This window comes from Labilibaculum sp. K2S, assembly GCF_030372765.1.
Taxonomy (GTDB): Bacteria; Bacteroidota; Bacteroidia; order Bacteroidales; family Marinifilaceae; genus Labilibaculum.
The window spans coordinates 516,682-532,620 of record NZ_JAUCMW010000002.1 but is presented as its reverse complement, the minus strand read 5'-3'; the positions used below and the strand labels follow the sequence as shown (position 1 = coordinate 532,620).

Sequence of the window (15,939 nt, the reverse complement as noted above, 5' to 3'; positions counted from 1 at the left end):
ATTTATACACAGAGGTTTTATCCTATTTTAAATTACTGCAAACTTCCTATCTTAAATGTGAATTTTCAATCGTTTACGAGCTGAGAATCAAATTTATTGCTTAGGAAAATAAGTTTGCTTTTAATTTTTATATCTTTATGCCTCGAATTAATTTTCTAATCGAAAAGGATTTTGATTATAAAATTGAATTACTTAGTTTTAAGCGCTGAAATTAAAAGAAAATTAAAAGAAGATTATGGAAGTTAAGAAGTCACCAAAAGCAGATCTTGAAAATAAGAGAGGTCTTTTTCTTGAGATTGGTCTGGCTCTTACTCTTGCCTTTGTGCTTCTTGCATTTGAATGGAGTGTAGATTCTAGCGAAGCTACTGGCCTGCAAGATCAACAAGAAATGGAGGCAGAGGAAGAAATGATTCCTGTTACTAGACAAGAACCAATTAAGCCACCACCACCACCACCACCAGCTCCTAAAGTTGCTGATGTTTTGAACATCGTAGACAACGAAGAAGAGATTGAGGATGAACTAGAGATTGAAGATTCGGACGCTGACATGGATGCTGAAGTTGAAATTCAGGTTGTAGCGGAAGAGGAAGAAGAAGATGAAGCACAAGTTTTTGTAATTGTAGAAGATATGCCTGAATTTCCAGGAGGAGCTTTAGAATTACAAAAATGGATTGCAAAATCGGTTAAATATCCTGTGATAGCACAGGAAAATGGTATTACTGGTCGTGTTTTTGTAACTTTCGTTGTGAACAAAGTTGGAGCGGTCGAGCAAATTCGTGTAGTACGTGGAGTAGATCCATCTTTGGATAAGGAAGCTGTGCGCGTAATTGGTGAAATGCCTAAATGGAAGCCTGGTAAGCAACGGGGTAAAGCTGTGAAAGTATCTTATACTGTACCTATTAACTTCCAATTACAATAAAATAAATCTATATTTTTTTTAGATAGTAAAGGCTCTGATTTTTCAGAGCCTTTTTTTTATGACTTAAGCACTGTTGCTTTCTTGAATATTGTTTATTTTTGCCCGATAATTTACGTACTTTGTTATTGGTATTTGTTTTAAGGTAGTCTTCTTACATCTATCTCTAAAAGGAAATATTATTGATAAAGGCAACTAAGCCTTTGTTTTTTTGCAAATTGATTAAATGGGAGAGAACCTAATATTAGATAGAGAAGTAGAAAAAGCAATTTTGATTGGTGTTATCGATAAATCAAAAAACATGACTGAAAGCTTAGTTCAGGAGTATCTTGACGAACTGGACTTTCTTGCTTTAACTGCTGGAGCAGAAACGGTTAAGCGTTTCACTCAGAAGATGGACTATCCTCATCCAAAAACGTTTGTTGGGACTGGAAAGCTCGAGGAGATTCTTGATTACCTGGAAAGGAATGATGATATTAAATTGGTGATTTTCGATGATGAACTGTCACCATCGCAGCTTAGAAATATTGAGCGGGCATTGCAGGTCAAGATTTTGGATCGAACAAATTTAATTTTGGACATATTTGCCAGTCGTGCTCAAACGGCTAATGCAAAAACCCAGGTTGAGTTGGCTCAATATCAATATCTTCTTCCTAGATTAACAAGAATGTGGACTCACCTTGAACGTCAGCGTGGTGGTATTGGTATGCGTGGTCCGGGAGAAAGTCAGATCGAGACCGACAGAAGAATAATTCTTGATAAAATATCCAAGCTTAAAGAGGATTTGCTTAAGATTGATAAGCAAAAAGCAACCCAGCGTAAAAACCGTGGAAAAATGGTTCGTGTTGCTCTGGTTGGATATACCAATGTTGGTAAATCAACTTTAATGAACATGATTAGTAAATCTGAAGTGTTTGCTGAGAATAAGCTTTTTGCAACATTAGATACTACTGTTCGCAAAGTGGTTATTCAAAATGTACCATTTCTATTAGCCGATACTGTTGGATTCATTCGAAAATTGCCTCATAATTTAGTCGAATCATTTAAATCAACATTGGATGAGGTGCGCGAGGCTGATATAATTTTGCATGTGGTTGATATTTCTCACCCTAATTTTGAAGATCAAATAAAGGTTGTAAATGAAACAATGCTTGAAATTGATAAGCGTGAAAAGCCAACATTCTTAGTTTTCAATAAGATTGATGCTTTTAGTTACGTGAAAAAAGATGAGGATGATCTTTTGCCAAAAACAAGAGAGAACTATAGTTTAGAGGAATTAAAACAAATGTGGATTGCGAAGGGAGATACCCCTTGTTTGTTTATTTCTGCAATACATAAGCAAAATGTTGAGGAGTTTCGCGAGGTGGTTTACAATGCCGTAAAGGAAATACACTCGGCACGTTTCCCCTATAATAACTTTTTATATCAGGATTATTCTAATTTGATGGATTAATTCATAAGGACGCAATTTATGAATAGTTAACATGCGAATTGTTCTTGTGTAATTTAAAGGAGTGCTGTTCGCAAATAGAATAAAGGCCAATGGAATTATTCCATTGGCCTTATTTATAGCATTATACAAGATTATTTTTTGTAAGGTACTCTGCAATTTGAACTGCGTTTGTAGCAGCACCTTTTCGAAGGTTGTCTGAAACAATCCAAAGGTTTAAAGTATTCGGATTTGAAAAATCTCTTCGGATTCTTCCAACAAATACTTCATCTTTGCCATGAGCATATTTTGGCATTGGATATTCGTTTGTATCCAAATTATCCTGAACAATTACGCCTTCTGCTTCCGAAAGAATTTTTCTTACTTCGTCAAGATCAAAATCATTTGCAAATTCGATATTTACAGACTCTGAATGCCCCCCAACTACAGGTACTCGAACAGCAGTAGCAGTTACCCTTATGCTGTCATCTTTCAATATCTTCTTGGTTTCGTTGGCCAATTTCATCTCTTCTTTGGTGTAGCCATTTTCTGTAAATACATCACAATGAGGAAGACAATTTTTATCAATTTCATATGGATAGGCCATCTCTCCTTCCTTCCCATTCCTCTCATTTTCCAATTGTGAAACTGCTTTAACACCTGTTCCTGTGATTGATTGATAGGTTGAGATCACCAAACGTTCCATTTTGTATCGCTTATGCAAAGGAGCAAGGGCTACAACTAATTGTATGGTTGAGCAATTCGGATTCGCAATAATTTTGTCTTCTGTGGTTAGATCGACAGCATTTATTTCCGGAACAACCAATTTTTTGTCTTTATCCATTCGCCAAGCCGATGAGTTATCGACAACTGTGGTACCTGCTTTTGCGAATTCAGGAGCCCATTTTAAAGAGGTGTCTCCACCAGCTGAAAAGATTGCAATTTGTGGTTTTAATTCAATTGCATCTGTCATACTGATAACTTTGTATTTTTTTCCATTAAATACAACTTCTTTTCCTATAGATTTTTCACTGGCTACAGGATACAATTCACTAATCTGAAAATTTCTTTCTTCCAGAACCTCCAGTATTTTCTGACCAACCAAACCAGTGGCGCCAACAACTGCAATTCTCATAACATAATGTGGTTTAAATTGTTGATTATAAATTAGATTATAGTTAAATTAGCTTTTTATTCAAAAGCTAAGTCAAATTTAAAAGGATTTTTCCATGAAAAAAACTCTTTCTATTAAATTGTTTTTATTGCTGTTTCTGCTGAATAGTAATTGTTTATATGCCGATGATATTTGGAAAATTGATTTTACCAGTGACATAGGCAAAGGTTATTGGGGTAGTAACTCAGATCTAACCGGAATTACGGATTGGTCTTTGGATGTTTCCAACTGTACTCTTTCTGATGATGAGGATTACGTAATGGTTGCGGGAACAGGTGGCGGACGATTTGAAGCCAAGGATTGTGATGGTGAAGCTGTGTGGAAGAGCAGGCCGTTTGATATTTCCGGTTTTACCGATATTTCAATTTCCGTTTTATTAGCAGAAACAGGAAGTTCAACAAATTTAAATAAGTATGCAAAGGTATACTACATAATTGACGGATCAGAGGAGATTCTTTTTGAATTGAATGGTGAGAATAGTGGTAATTGGGGTAGTGTAAATGCAACACAAGCTGGTTTAAACGGATCGAGTTTGGAAATCGTTATTCGGATGAATAATCCTAATTCGGGCGATTTGGTTTATTTTGATAATCTGGTGGTTGGGGGAAGTCCTGTTGTTCCCGAGACCGAAAACCTGACTCAAATTAAAGCTTCTGACAATCCTGTTGAATCGATACTTCTCAGAACAAATTGTAATGAAAAAGAAAAGGCATTGACCTGCTTTCGATTTGCTATTGACGAAACAGCAGAAGCTGCGGATGGCCTTCCAACTAAAATCTCAAGAATGATATTTTACAATTCGAATCCAGATAATGGTATGAATTGGAAAGATTGCCTGGGTGGCCTTTGTCTGTTTACAAATAATGAGGAGATTATTCCTCAAAGTATTCTTATTGAAGTGGATTCTGTTGTGATTTATTTTACCGAAGATCAAATTAGTATTCCCGATGCAGAAAAAATGGAATTTGAATTGCGCTGTTATTTAAACTCAGATCATCCTTTAACAGAGGGGGAAACATTTCAATTGTATTGCAAAGATTCAGCGAAAGGCTTCGAAACTTTTGTGTCGGGTTCTGGTTTTAATACCGTCAATGAAGAGTTTCCCTCTGCAATTCATAGTATTGAGGTTGAGGCCACACGAATAATCTTCTCTGGCTGTCCTGACACCCTTATTCGCAATAGTGATTTTTCCATTTTAGTAAATGCTGTAGATGATTTTAATAATAGGGATTTTGATGCAAATCAGATGGTTATATTATCCTTGGAAACAGGAACCGCCAATTTGGAATCGCTGAATGGATTCCAGAATTCATTTGTTAAAGGTGAGGTGAGTTTTGAATCATTAAAATATTCCCATCCTGAATTCATAAAATTGGCTGTAAGCAATGATGTGCTGCCCAAGACAATTTCAGAAAATATACTGGTTGAGAATACATATGAATCATATGTAAATGTGAATAATTTAGATTCTTCAGAGCCTATCATCTCCTCCCTTTTGATTAGTGAAGCGGATGCATTTGAAGTTTTTAGGTTTTCGTTGCAGGATTCTGGAAATGATAATGCCTCAACCATTCTCAAGCAGATAAGATTGATTGGATCAGAGAAAAATCAAGTGAATTGGAAGAAATCAATTGAAAAGTTCTTTGTAAAAGTGGATGGGGAGGTATTGGATGTTGAATGTACTATAAAAGATAAACAGGTAGATATTCATTTTTTAGAGTCTGAACTAAATAAGGAGATATTAAGTGAAAAAAGTGTTGAGTATTCTGTTTTCTGCTTTTTAAAAGAAGGGAAAACTATTGATGAAGAATTATTTCAAATGAAAATAGATTCTTTGCATGCGGGCTGGATTATTTCTGATAGTGGCAGTGGTCTTAGTCCGAATTTTGCCGGTAATTTGGTAGGGACAGAGTTTACCCTTGAAGTAGAGGCCAAAGAAATGTTGTTTCAAACAGTTCCTGAATCAGTAAATTATCAGGAAGAATTTTCAATCGTTCTTCGGCTTGTTGATAGTTTGGGAAACAGTGATACGAACTCTGAGTTTGAAATAGAACTTTCCCTGGCTTCCGGGAATGGAGATCTTGCATCCGAAAATCTAAAGCTTACAAGTGAGGATGGAGATTTTCTATGGGAGGATCTAATTTATAGTGAAGCGGAAAATTTTACTCTTCAGGCGGAATGCGATCATTTCCCAACAATATTGAGTGATAATATATCAGGTGTTGACAAAACCTCTGTAATTGCCTCAGCGAGTCCAATTTTAGCGAAACCACTCAGTTCTTTGGCAATAACTCAAGATGATGCCATATCTGTTCTCAATTTTAAAATATCAGATTTCGCAACTCACGATCAGCTGCCAACAATAATTTCAAATTTGAAATTTTACAACAGTTTTCCTGATCATTCCTTTTCCTGGGCAAAACATATTTCCGGAGCGGTTTTATTATCGAATGGAGAGATTATTGCCTTAGCATCAAATATTAATGACAATCGTATTGAGTTTAATTCATCGAAAGGCGTATTGGAACTGCCAAACAATTCGGATATGAACTTATCTTTGGCGATCTTTTTTCGCAAAGGACAGCTTCCCGATAATGCGAGTTTTCAGATAGAGATACCAAAGTTTCATGAATGGAAGTGTTTGGAAAGTGGTTCGAAGATACAGGAGACCTTATCGGATGACATTATATCTGAAATCCATTTTATTAATGTTGAAGCAAGTCAACTCTCTTTTTCTTCGTACCCTTTCGGGATTAATAATTTGGATAAGAAATTTTCTTTGAAAATTGCAGCCTGTGATCATTTTATGAGTATAGATAAGGATGCAATTGGAGCTGTTCAGCTCAGTTTGTTGAATGGGAATGGAGAGTTAATTGTTACGGATGATAATTTGCAATTAAAAAATGGGATTGTTGATTTTGATTCTATTCAATACAATGGAACAGAAGATTTTTGTCTTAAAATAGAATCCAGTTTAGAATCTGATTCAGTCAAAATTCTTATGGGTGAAGATGAATTGGGTATTAATGAAAATTTCGAATTAAAAAGTCTTGAAAAATGGATAAATAATGATGACTGGATTGCTTCTTCTTATTGGCCAATTGCAGGAGAATATTCATTGAAACACAATTTGTCAGCAGAGTTTGGGGAAAGTTATATTTCTAAAGTTTTATCCGGATACAATCCAAAATCGAGTGCAATTAGTTGGAGTTTCATAATTAGAAATGGTGATTGGGATCCATCCTCGGGAAATAAATTTGTTTTTCATTTACTTTTGGATGATTCTGATCCGAATGTGGCAACTACTAAATATTCTGTTGGTGTAAATCAAAGTGGATCAAGCGATATTTTGAGTTTGTGGAGTTTGGATAAAGATCAGAATTTGAATGTTTTATTGAAATCAGATTTTAATTGGAATGAAAGTGAGGCGGTGGCAATTCAGATAACTTATTGCCCGAATGGTTTATGGAAAATGGAATACAACCGATTGGGAAACAAAGAGAATTGGATTGTTGTAGGAGAGATTGAGTCTGAAGTGAATTTAGATGCAGAGAAGTGGTTTTCCGGTTTGGATTTCACCTTCGAAACAGCATCAAGAGCAGGAAATCTTTGGTTTGATAATTTAAAAATAGAATCCATTAATACAGCTCCGTTTCTTAAATCTTATGAGGTTGTTGGACAAGACTCGTTGCTATTGGAATATTCCGAAGATTTGGATCTTTTGGCATCTTCCCAAATTGAAAACTTTAAATTGCGAATAGAGGGAGGAGAGTATTTAGAATTTGAAGTACTGCCTGGGAATACCGATAATTACTTGTTGTTGGTATTGGATAATAATTTAAGAACGGGCGATTATCAGCTTGAAATTTCAAATATAACTGATGCCAAAGGGGCTGTGAAAAAATATGAAATAATTCAATTTGGATATTTCGCTCCTGCGAAGGTTTCTGATGTTGTGATAAACGAGATCATGGCAGATGAAACTCCTTCAGTTGGGTTGCCTGAATATGAATTTATTGAATTGTACAATAGCAGTGAATATCCGATATCTATCGAGAATTGGATTTTAAAAGTAGGAGAGAAGGAGACTGTTTTAGCTTCGGATACAATCCTTTCGAAAGCTTATTTAATTTTATGCGCAAATTCTGCAGTTGAAGAATTTACTTCGTTTGGAGATGCGTTAGGTGTTTCCGGTTTTCCCGGATTAACAAATTCAGGAGGAACAATTGAAATTCACTCATCAGATAACCTTCTTATAGATCAGGTTTCCTATTCGGATTCGTGGTACAAGTCTGATGAAAAATCAAAAGGAGGCTGGTCATTGGAACGAATTGATCCTTTAAATATCTGCAGTACCACTGGCAATTGGTCAGCGTCTAAGAGTGAAACGAGAGGAACACCAGGAAAAGAAAATTCCATTCATGGGAATAATATTGACAATTTAGCTCCAGCAGTTTCTCATTTAAAAGTATTGTCTAAAAATCACTTGTCAATAGAGTTAAGTGAAGAAATTGACACATTATCCTTGCTTAGACTCCAGAATTATTCACTGGATCATAATCCTGTTTCTACAATTACAGTGGAAACGCCAATGATTGTTCACCTTGAGTTTGCCAATTCTTTTGAAGATGGCCATGAACAGCAACTAAATATTACCAGCTTGCAAGATGAGTGTGGCAATGTGGTGGATACGATTGTGAGTTTTATTTGGCGTGAGGTTCATTCCAACGATATTGTGATAAATGAAATTATGGCAGATGAAACACCTTCAGTTGGGTTGCCGGAATATGAATTTATTGAATTGCACAATGGCAGTGAATATCCTATATCCATCGAGAATTGGATTTTAAAAGTAGGAGAGAAGGAGACTGTTTTAGCTTTGGATACAATCCCCGCTAAAGCTTATTTAATACTCTGTGCTTCGGTTGCTGTGGATCAATTTTTAGAGTTTGGAGATGTGCTAGGTGTTTCCGGTTTTCCCGGATTAACAAATTCAGGAAAGACAATAGAAATACAATCCGCAGAGAAGATCGTTATTGATCAGGTTTCTTATTCGGATTTATGGTACAAGTCTGATGAAAAATCAAGCGGAGGCTGGTCATTGGAACGAATTGATCCGGCAAATACATCTTGGCAGGTAAATAACTGGAAGGCTTCAGAAAACGAATTGGGCGGAACTCCGGGTAAAGAGAATTCAATTTATTCAGTAAATCAGGATCTGATTGCTCCAAGTATTGAATCCTGCAGATGTATTTCATCTAATTGTTTAAAACTTGTTTTTAGCGAGCCAATTGAAAATACAGGTCTTGTTTTATCAAATTTTCAACTTTCTCCTGATTTAGTTTATCCTAAAGAATTGATTCAGTCTGATTTAATAGGTAAAGAGTTTCAATTGATTTTCAAAGAGGATTTTGTTGAGAACAGTCAATGTCAACTCATTTTATCTGATGAAATTAAAGATTTAGCAGGCAATTCCATATTAACCAAAGAATATGATTTTTGGATGCCGGGAACTGTTTTGGTAGGTGATCTGGTGATAAATGAAGTTTTGTTCAATCCTTATCCCGATGGATCGGATTATGTGGAAATTGTAAATATATCCGAGAAAGTAATTGCTTTGTCGAGCATAAAATTAGCTACGCGAACAGATAATTTTGAATTAGACCATGAAGTTTCAATTTCAGACAAATACTTGCTTCCTAATGAATATATATTAGTGACAGAAGATACTCTCAATGTTCAACAAAATTATTTTACATCCAATCCTGATGTTTTTTGCCAGGTCAAATCTCTTCCATCTTTTTCAGATGAAGCCGGAAGAGTTGTTCTCGTTTCGAATGGCAATATAATTGATGATTTTGCTTACAATGAGGATATGCATTTTGAATTATTGGCTTCGGTAGAGGGGGTTTCTTTGGAAAGAATAAATCCAAGACGAGAGACGAATAATGAATCTAATTGGCAATCGGCGGCTCAAAATATTGGATTTGGTACTCCTGGACTTCAAAATTCAGTTTTCAATGATTCGAGTAATCCAAATTCTGAAATTGGCCTGTCTCCTAAAATATTTACTCCTGATAATGATGGTTTTGATGATCGACTCTTGATTAATTTTAATCTGGAAAAGGATGGTTACTTGGTTTCGGTTAGGATTTATAATTCAATGGGAATTGAAATCAGGAAATTAGCGAACAACTTGAACTTAGCCAATGAGGATTCTTTATTTTGGGATGGACTAACTTCACAAAAAGAGAGAGCTCCAATTGGAATTTATTTGGTGTACATCGAATTGTTTAGCCCCGAGGGAGAGTTTAAAACTTTCAAAAAGACTTGTGTTTTGGGGGGTAAATTTAATTAAATAGATTTTAATTTAGCTAGGTTACAGTTCTTGCATAGAAAGAAAATTATCTGTTGTTTTTTTATGTTTATTTTTGTAACTTAATGATGCTTAGGGTATTTAAATGGTTACGAAACTAAATGTTTCTCAAACTGCTTTTAGCGATAGCTGTTAATTAATGTAGTGGTTAATTTAATGGTAAAAGTTAAGGGGAATCAATTTGATTCCCCTTTTTACTTTATATTGAGTCGGTCTTGATGTTGTGCAGATTGCTTGATCGTTTATTTTTTTGAACATAGTTCATAATCTGAACATCGAATTTTGACTTGTCGTTATTCAAAAATTTTATCCGTAAAGGAATATAGAACAAATGCTTTTTTATCGATTCCTGATTGATATCCATATCGTAAAATCGAGTCGCATCTTTTTCCGTAGTAACAATTATTTTATTTTTACCCTTTAAGTGTTCAAATTTGGAATGAATTAAATCCATATCTTTTGTTCCAAATGAATAATGATCTGGGAACTTCAATTCTTCTACCAAATCGGAGAAATTCTCAAGGTATTCTCTTAAAGGTTTAGGATTGGCAATTCCAGTTACCAAAAGAATAGAAAAATTATCTTTATCCCAATCTTCGTTAATAATATTGATAGCGTTATCTCTAAAAACGGGTTCTAAATTTCCGTAATCCAGACTCGTGAAATATAACGACTGAAAGGGAAGAAGATTAAGTTCTTTAACAATTATTCTTCTATCAATAGGAGTCATATTTTCCGGCGATTTACTTACAATAACAATGTTGGCCCGGTCTTTCTCACCTGCACTTTCGCGTAGTCTGCCATATGGCATAATATAATCATGTGTGATTGGTCGATTGTAGTCTATTAATAATACTGATAAGCCGGCCTTTATAGATCGGTGTTGAAAGGCATCATCAAGGAGTACTGCTGCCAAATCGTTACCATGTTCCGATTGAAGGAGATTCTTTACACCATTCACTCTTTTCTTATCAACCGAGACTAAAATATCAGGGAATTTTCTTTTAATCTGCATTGGTTCGTCACCAATTTGATATGATGTTGATGCTTCATCAGCAATTATATATCCTTTTGTTTTTCGTTTATACCCTCGACTTAATGTGGCTATTTTATAGTCATCTTTTAGTAAGGTGATCAGGTATTCGATATGAGGAGTTTTTCCGGTTCCGCCTACGGTAATATTGCCAACCGATATAATTGGAATTTTAAATTCGGTACTTGGTAATATGTTAAAATCGAAAAGGAGATTACGTACAGATACAATCAGCCCATATAGTAAACTAAAAGGGAAAAGCAGACTTTTCAGGATGGGAGATAGTTTCTTCATTCGTTCGTAGATTTGAAAAAGGAAATAAACCTTTCCCAGACATGTTTCTTGGTTAGTAGATTATATTGCCTAAAATTACAGAAATAATTCAAATGATAATAATTTTCTTGCTCCAGTCAATGAAAATCATTCCTGCTAAATCTTTAAGATAGGGAATCAACGATTGAATTAATAATTTGATGGTATGTTTTTCTGAAATATATCAATTCCTGATAAAAAAAAATCCTCATGAATAACATGAGGATCTCAATTATTTAGAGTGAATTTTTCCTAGTGCAGGTCAATTTCATAGGGAATACGAGCTTGAATTCCACCAAGTTGTATTAGGTTTTGTGTTTTTTCATAAGTACTGTAAAAGCTTCCCAATTCGTTTTTAAGAATTTTGATTTTTGCTTTGCCTGTCAATTCTTCTATGATTGTTTCAAAAGGATCTTTTAATTTAGGAAGAGAAACAATTCGATAATCTTCAATTCCGGCTTTTTCTTTGGCTATTTGAATGGCTGTTTCCAATCCTCCCAAAACATCAACCAAACCATTTTTCTGTGCATCCATTGCATTCCAAACTCGGCCTTGAGCAACTTCGTGTACTTGTTCAACGGAAAGATTTCTTCCCTCGGCTACTCTACTTAAGAATGTATCGTAACCGTTATTAATGATATTCTGAACAATTTCTTTTTCTGTCGGAGTAAATTTTCTGGATGAAATAGGAAGCATTAATGGGTAACTACCACCAAAAGCAGCATGTTCATTAGTTCCGTATGAATCAGTTGTCAAGCCAAATTTCTCTCTTATTAACTCTTCTCCCGAAAAGAATAAACCATAAATTCCAATCGAACCGGTAATCGTATTTTTATCAGCAACGATCGTATCAGCAGGACATGCAATATAATATCCACCAGAGGCGGCAACATTTCCCATCGAGGCAATTACAGGTTTTGCATCCGAAGCTAATTTAACTTCTCTCCATATAAAATCAGATACATTTGCATATCCTCCCGGAGAGTTAACACGTAATACAATTGCTTTAATTGTAGAATCAAGACGAGCCTCTCGGATGATTTTGGCCAATCCAGGTCCTATTGAGCTTTCGTTTTGTTCTAAACCTATTGCACCACTGGCATAAATAACAGCGATTTTATTTTTTGAAAATTTATAGTCTGCATCTGGTGCGCTTGCATAATCAGAGGTGCTAACCAATCTTAGTTTTTTACCTTCTTTGATATCAGATAGTTTTCTCAGTTTATCCTCCATCTCATCTTCATAAATAACTCCGTCGATTAAGCCATATTTTTCCGCATCGGCAGCTTTTCTAATAGCAACTTCATCAATTAGTTGATTTAGTTTTTCAACGGTAATATTTCTCTCTTCCGATATTCCTTCAAGAAGTTGATTCCACATAGCGCTGACATAAGCCATTGTTTGTTCACGGCTTTCATCACTCATATCGTCACGGAAGTATTGTTCGGTTGCTGATTTGTATTTGCCAACTCTAATAACCTGAGCCTCAACGCCAATTTTCTCAAGAAATTTTCTGTAAAAGGTTCTTTCGCCACCCATACCTAAGAGAAATAAACCAGCTTCAGGGTTTAAGAATACACTATCAGCAATAGAAGTTAAATAATATGCTTTTTGGGAATGACCAAAATTGCTGTAGCTAACGATGAACTTCCCTGTTGTTTTAAATTCTTTAAGTTTACCTCTAATTTCTTCGATAGATGCCATGCCTCCAAAATTGGCAGGAATATCAGTTACATTAAGGTAAATTCCTTTTATTTTTTTATCCGTTTTTGCTTTCTCAATATTTTCAAGAACGGTGTTTAGCCCAATGTTGGCATCGGCACTCATGGTGAAAAAATTGAAGTTAGACATCGGGTTGTCTGAACCTCGATCTACTAATTGTTGATTTAATTTTATTTCCAGAATACTTTTGTCTTTTATGTCGACAGGGTTATCACTACTTGATGCAATTGCAGCAATGATCATTATTCCGAGGAATAATAATATAAAACCTCCAATAATAACTCCAAGAATTGAGGCGAAAGTAAATTTGAAAAAACTCTTCATACTATATTTGTTTTGTGGATAATCAATTAATAACTGATAATTCTAAATTATGGTAAAATTAGATGCAAACAAATATATTTAATTTAGTTGAGATGGGCTTGGTGTAATGGCTTATTTTCGATATACATTTTGATATCGGGGTTTTCTTTGTTTCTTTTACCGATAAAAAGAGGATTTTACATGGCAAGAGTATATTTTTTATTGGGAGGCAACTTAGATGATAGAGAAAGAATCCTTTCAGAAGCAATTTCGAAGATGAAATTGGAAATAGGGGAGTTGGTGGATCGTTCTTCTATTTACGAAACTGAACCATGGGGATTTGAACATGAATTAAATTTTTTAAATCAGGTTGTTGTAATTGAAACCAAGCTTGAGGCGGAAGAAATATTGGATGTAACGCAGCAAATTGAGAAAGATTTAGGACGGGTTCGTAAGAAAGATCAGTACAGTGAAAGAACAATCGATATTGATATTCTTTTTTACGAGGATCAGATTATTTCTACCGATCGTTTGGTTGTTCCGCATCCTAGGGTTCAGGAACGATTATTTGCACTGGTTCCAATGCTCGATGTTGCACCCGAATTAATTCATCCGATCGAGATGAAGAGCATAAGGGAATTGCACGCGGTTTGTCCGGATAAAATGGAAGTGAAAAAATTCAAGCACTAAAAAAAAGGGTTGTTTCTAAAAACAACCCTTTTCCGATAAATATTTTATTTATCCCAGTTTAGCGCCAAATGCAAGATCACCTGCATCACCACATCCCGGAACAATATATGATTTCGAATTTAAATCCTTATCAACAGCCCCCATCCAGATAGTGATATTCTCATTAGTCAGTTTATTTTTTATAAACTCAACACCTTCTTCACTACCAATAACTGCAACAATGTGAACGTGTTTAGGTGTTCCTTTTGTTAGCATCGCTTTATAAGCTAATTCCATTGAAGAACCTGTAGCCAGCATCGGATCGGCAAGAATAACAACTTTTCCATCTATCGACGGAGATGAAATGTATTCAAAATTTATTTTGAACTCACCATCATCTGAATATTTTCTGTAAGCGGAAATAAAGGCATTTTCGGATCTGTCGAAGTAATTTAAAAGACCAGTGTGTAAAGGTAAGCCTGCCCTAAGAATAGAAGCTACTACAACTTCGCAGGATGGAAGGTTTGTAAGTGATTCCCCAAGAGGAGTTTGTATTGCGCTTTCAGTGAAATCCAATTCCTTACTGATTTCGTAAGCAAAAATTTCGCCCACTCTTTCCAGGTTTCTTCTGAAGCGAAGAGGATCTTTTTGAATATTTATATCTCTGATTTCAGCTATGAATTGATTAAAAAGAGAGTTTTTTTCTCCTAAAGTATTGACCACCATGATTATTTATTTAAAATTTAGCTGAGCGCAAATATAGCCATATTTCAAAAATATTAAACAAGGAATTCCTTAAAAAATTGATAAGACTAATTCATTCTAAATTAGTCCTTCATCTGCAAAGCTAAAGAATTGATTATCTGCAATTATTAAATGATCCAACACCGAAATATTCATTAGTTTACCAGCTTCACTGGCTTTTGAGGTTACATCCTTGTCTGCATTGGAAGGTTGAAGGTTGCCTGACGGATGATTGTGGCAAAGGATTAAGTTGGTTGCGCCCAAAAGAAGAGCATCTTTAAATACTATTCTTACATCAAAAACAGTTCCGGTGATACCACCTGATGAAACGTTTTTAATTTCGACTATTTTATTTGCTTGATTAAGAAAAACGACCCAAAACTCCTCATGACCTAAATCTTCGACATAGGGAGAGATGAGTTCAAAAGCATCCTGACTGCAGGTTATTTTTTGTTTTTGTTTGGATGGAAACGCTTTTTGTCTGCGTCCTAATTCCAAAGCAGAGATGATACTAATAGCTTTCGCTTCGCCAATACCTGGGATTTTCACTAAATCATGGATGGTTTTTTTTGCGAGCAGATTAAGGTCATTGTCGCAACCAGAGAGAATTGATTTTGATAATTCGACCGCAGATTGCTTTCGATTCCCACTTCCAATGATAATTGCCAGAAGTTCGGCGGAAGATAAACTTTTAACGCCTTTATACATTAATTTTTCTCTGGGGCGATCTTCAACAGCCCAGTCTTTTATGCTTAATTTCTTGTATTCGTCCATTTCGTTACATATTACAACTTAATTAAAGTTATGAAAATATGTGAAATAATCAAATGAGAATTTATTGCATGACAAAAAAGGGTTCTCCACGAGAACCCTCTATTATAGAGTAGTAATTTCTTACCTACAGTTTGTTAACGTGTAAAGCTAATTTAGATTTTAAGTTAGCCGCTTTGTTTTTATGAATTACATTGATTTTTGCAAGTTTATCTAACATTGCAGTAACCGTTGGTAATAATTCGTTAGCAGCTTCTTTATCAGTAGTAGCACGTAACTTTCTTACAGCATTTCTTGTAGTCTTAGCGTAAAACTTGTTGTGTACGCGTTTTGCTTCAGACTGTCTTATTCTTTTAATTGCAGATTGATGATTTGCCATCTCTTAAAGTTATCTAAATTTATTTATCTTGGTAGTCCGTAGGGGAATCGAACCCCTGTTACCAGGATGAAAACCTGGCGTCCTAACCCCTAGACGAACGGACCATTATCT

At 35.2% G+C, this 15,939-nt stretch carries 10 protein-coding genes and 1 tRNA gene; 4 read left to right on the top strand and 7 right to left on the bottom strand.

What is annotated here, in order from left to right:
- Positions 1-235 precede the first annotated feature (235 nt).
- Together QUH73_RS05350 and hflX are read left to right on the top strand one after the other, a co-directional pair.
- Positions 236-919, top strand: a complete 684-nt coding sequence (locus QUH73_RS05350) for an energy transducer TonB (protein ID WP_101309984.1) — start codon at positions 236-238, stop codon at positions 917-919.
- A 223-nt stretch (positions 920-1,142) separates the two neighbouring features.
- Positions 1,143-2,369, top strand: coding sequence for a GTPase HflX (gene hflX, locus QUH73_RS05345; protein WP_289529426.1), 1,227 nt, complete (start codon positions 1,143-1,145; stop codon positions 2,367-2,369).
- Positions 2,370-2,490: 121 nt separating this feature from the next.
- Here hflX and QUH73_RS05340 read toward each other — a convergent pair whose 3' ends face one another.
- Positions 2,491-3,480: an aspartate-semialdehyde dehydrogenase gene (locus QUH73_RS05340; RefSeq protein WP_289529425.1), complete on the bottom strand. Its 990-nt coding sequence runs from the start codon at positions 3,478-3,480 to the stop codon at positions 2,491-2,493.
- Between the two features lie 94 nt (positions 3,481-3,574).
- On the opposite strand from QUH73_RS05340, the gene QUH73_RS05335 reads away from it, so the two are divergent.
- Positions 3,575-9,877, top strand: a complete 6,303-nt coding sequence (locus QUH73_RS05335; protein WP_289529424.1) for a lamin tail domain-containing protein — start codon at positions 3,575-3,577, stop codon at positions 9,875-9,877.
- 217 nt (positions 9,878-10,094) lie between these two features.
- Here QUH73_RS05335 and lpxK read toward each other — a convergent pair whose 3' ends face one another.
- Complete coding sequence (lpxK, locus tag QUH73_RS05330; RefSeq protein WP_289529423.1) at positions 10,095-11,222, bottom strand: tetraacyldisaccharide 4'-kinase; 1,128 nt, start codon at positions 11,220-11,222, stop codon at positions 10,095-10,097.
- Positions 11,223-11,492: 270 nt separating this feature from the next.
- A complete protein-coding gene (gene sppA, locus QUH73_RS05325; protein ID WP_289529422.1) occupies positions 11,493-13,286 on the bottom strand; it encodes a signal peptide peptidase SppA in 1,794 nt (597 codons plus the stop codon).
- 180 nt (positions 13,287-13,466) lie between these two features.
- Here sppA and folK point away from each other — a divergent pair, with 180 nt between their 5' ends.
- Positions 13,467-13,955, top strand: a complete 489-nt coding sequence (gene folK / locus QUH73_RS05320) for a 2-amino-4-hydroxy-6-hydroxymethyldihydropteridine diphosphokinase (RefSeq protein WP_289529421.1) — start codon at positions 13,467-13,469, stop codon at positions 13,953-13,955.
- A 48-nt stretch (positions 13,956-14,003) separates the two neighbouring features.
- On the opposite strand, the gene upp is transcribed toward folK, so the two are convergent.
- From upp to QUH73_RS05300, 4 genes are all read right to left on the bottom strand, one after another.
- Positions 14,004-14,660: a uracil phosphoribosyltransferase gene (gene upp / locus QUH73_RS05315; protein WP_289529420.1), complete on the bottom strand. Its 657-nt coding sequence runs from the start codon at positions 14,658-14,660 to the stop codon at positions 14,004-14,006.
- A gap of 96 nt (positions 14,661-14,756) precedes the next feature.
- Positions 14,757-15,452, bottom strand: coding sequence for a RadC family protein (gene radC, locus QUH73_RS05310; protein ID WP_289529419.1), 696 nt, complete (start codon positions 15,450-15,452; stop codon positions 14,757-14,759).
- Positions 15,453-15,576: 124 nt separating this feature from the next.
- Positions 15,577-15,828, bottom strand: coding sequence for a 30S ribosomal protein S20 (rpsT, locus tag QUH73_RS05305; RefSeq protein WP_101309993.1), 252 nt, complete (start codon positions 15,826-15,828; stop codon positions 15,577-15,579).
- Between the two features lie 29 nt (positions 15,829-15,857).
- Positions 15,858-15,932, bottom strand: a tRNA-Glu gene (locus QUH73_RS05300).
- Positions 15,933-15,939: the final 7 nt, after the last annotated feature.

Coding starts and splice junctions, on each gene's coding strand:
- folK (WP_289529421.1), top strand. CDS start 13,467: ATGGCAAGAGTATATTTTTTATTGGGAGGCAACTTAGATGATAGAGAA.
- lpxK (WP_289529423.1), bottom strand. CDS start 11,222: ATGAAGAAACTATCTCCCATCCTGAAAAGTCTGCTTTTCCCTTTTAGT.
- sppA (WP_289529422.1), bottom strand. CDS start 13,286: ATGAAGAGTTTTTTCAAATTTACTTTCGCCTCAATTCTTGGAGTTATT.
- QUH73_RS05335 (WP_289529424.1), top strand. CDS start 3,575: ATGAAAAAAACTCTTTCTATTAAATTGTTTTTATTGCTGTTTCTGCTG.
- upp (WP_289529420.1), bottom strand. CDS start 14,660: ATGGTGGTCAATACTTTAGGAGAAAAAAACTCTCTTTTTAATCAATTC.
- radC (WP_289529419.1), bottom strand. CDS start 15,452: ATGGACGAATACAAGAAATTAAGCATAAAAGACTGGGCTGTTGAAGAT.
- rpsT (WP_101309993.1), bottom strand. CDS start 15,828: ATGGCAAATCATCAATCTGCAATTAAAAGAATAAGACAGTCTGAAGCA.
- hflX (WP_289529426.1), top strand. CDS start 1,143: ATGGGAGAGAACCTAATATTAGATAGAGAAGTAGAAAAAGCAATTTTG.
- QUH73_RS05340 (WP_289529425.1), bottom strand. CDS start 3,480: ATGAGAATTGCAGTTGTTGGCGCCACTGGTTTGGTTGGTCAGAAAATA.
- QUH73_RS05350 (WP_101309984.1), top strand. CDS start 236: ATGGAAGTTAAGAAGTCACCAAAAGCAGATCTTGAAAATAAGAGAGGT.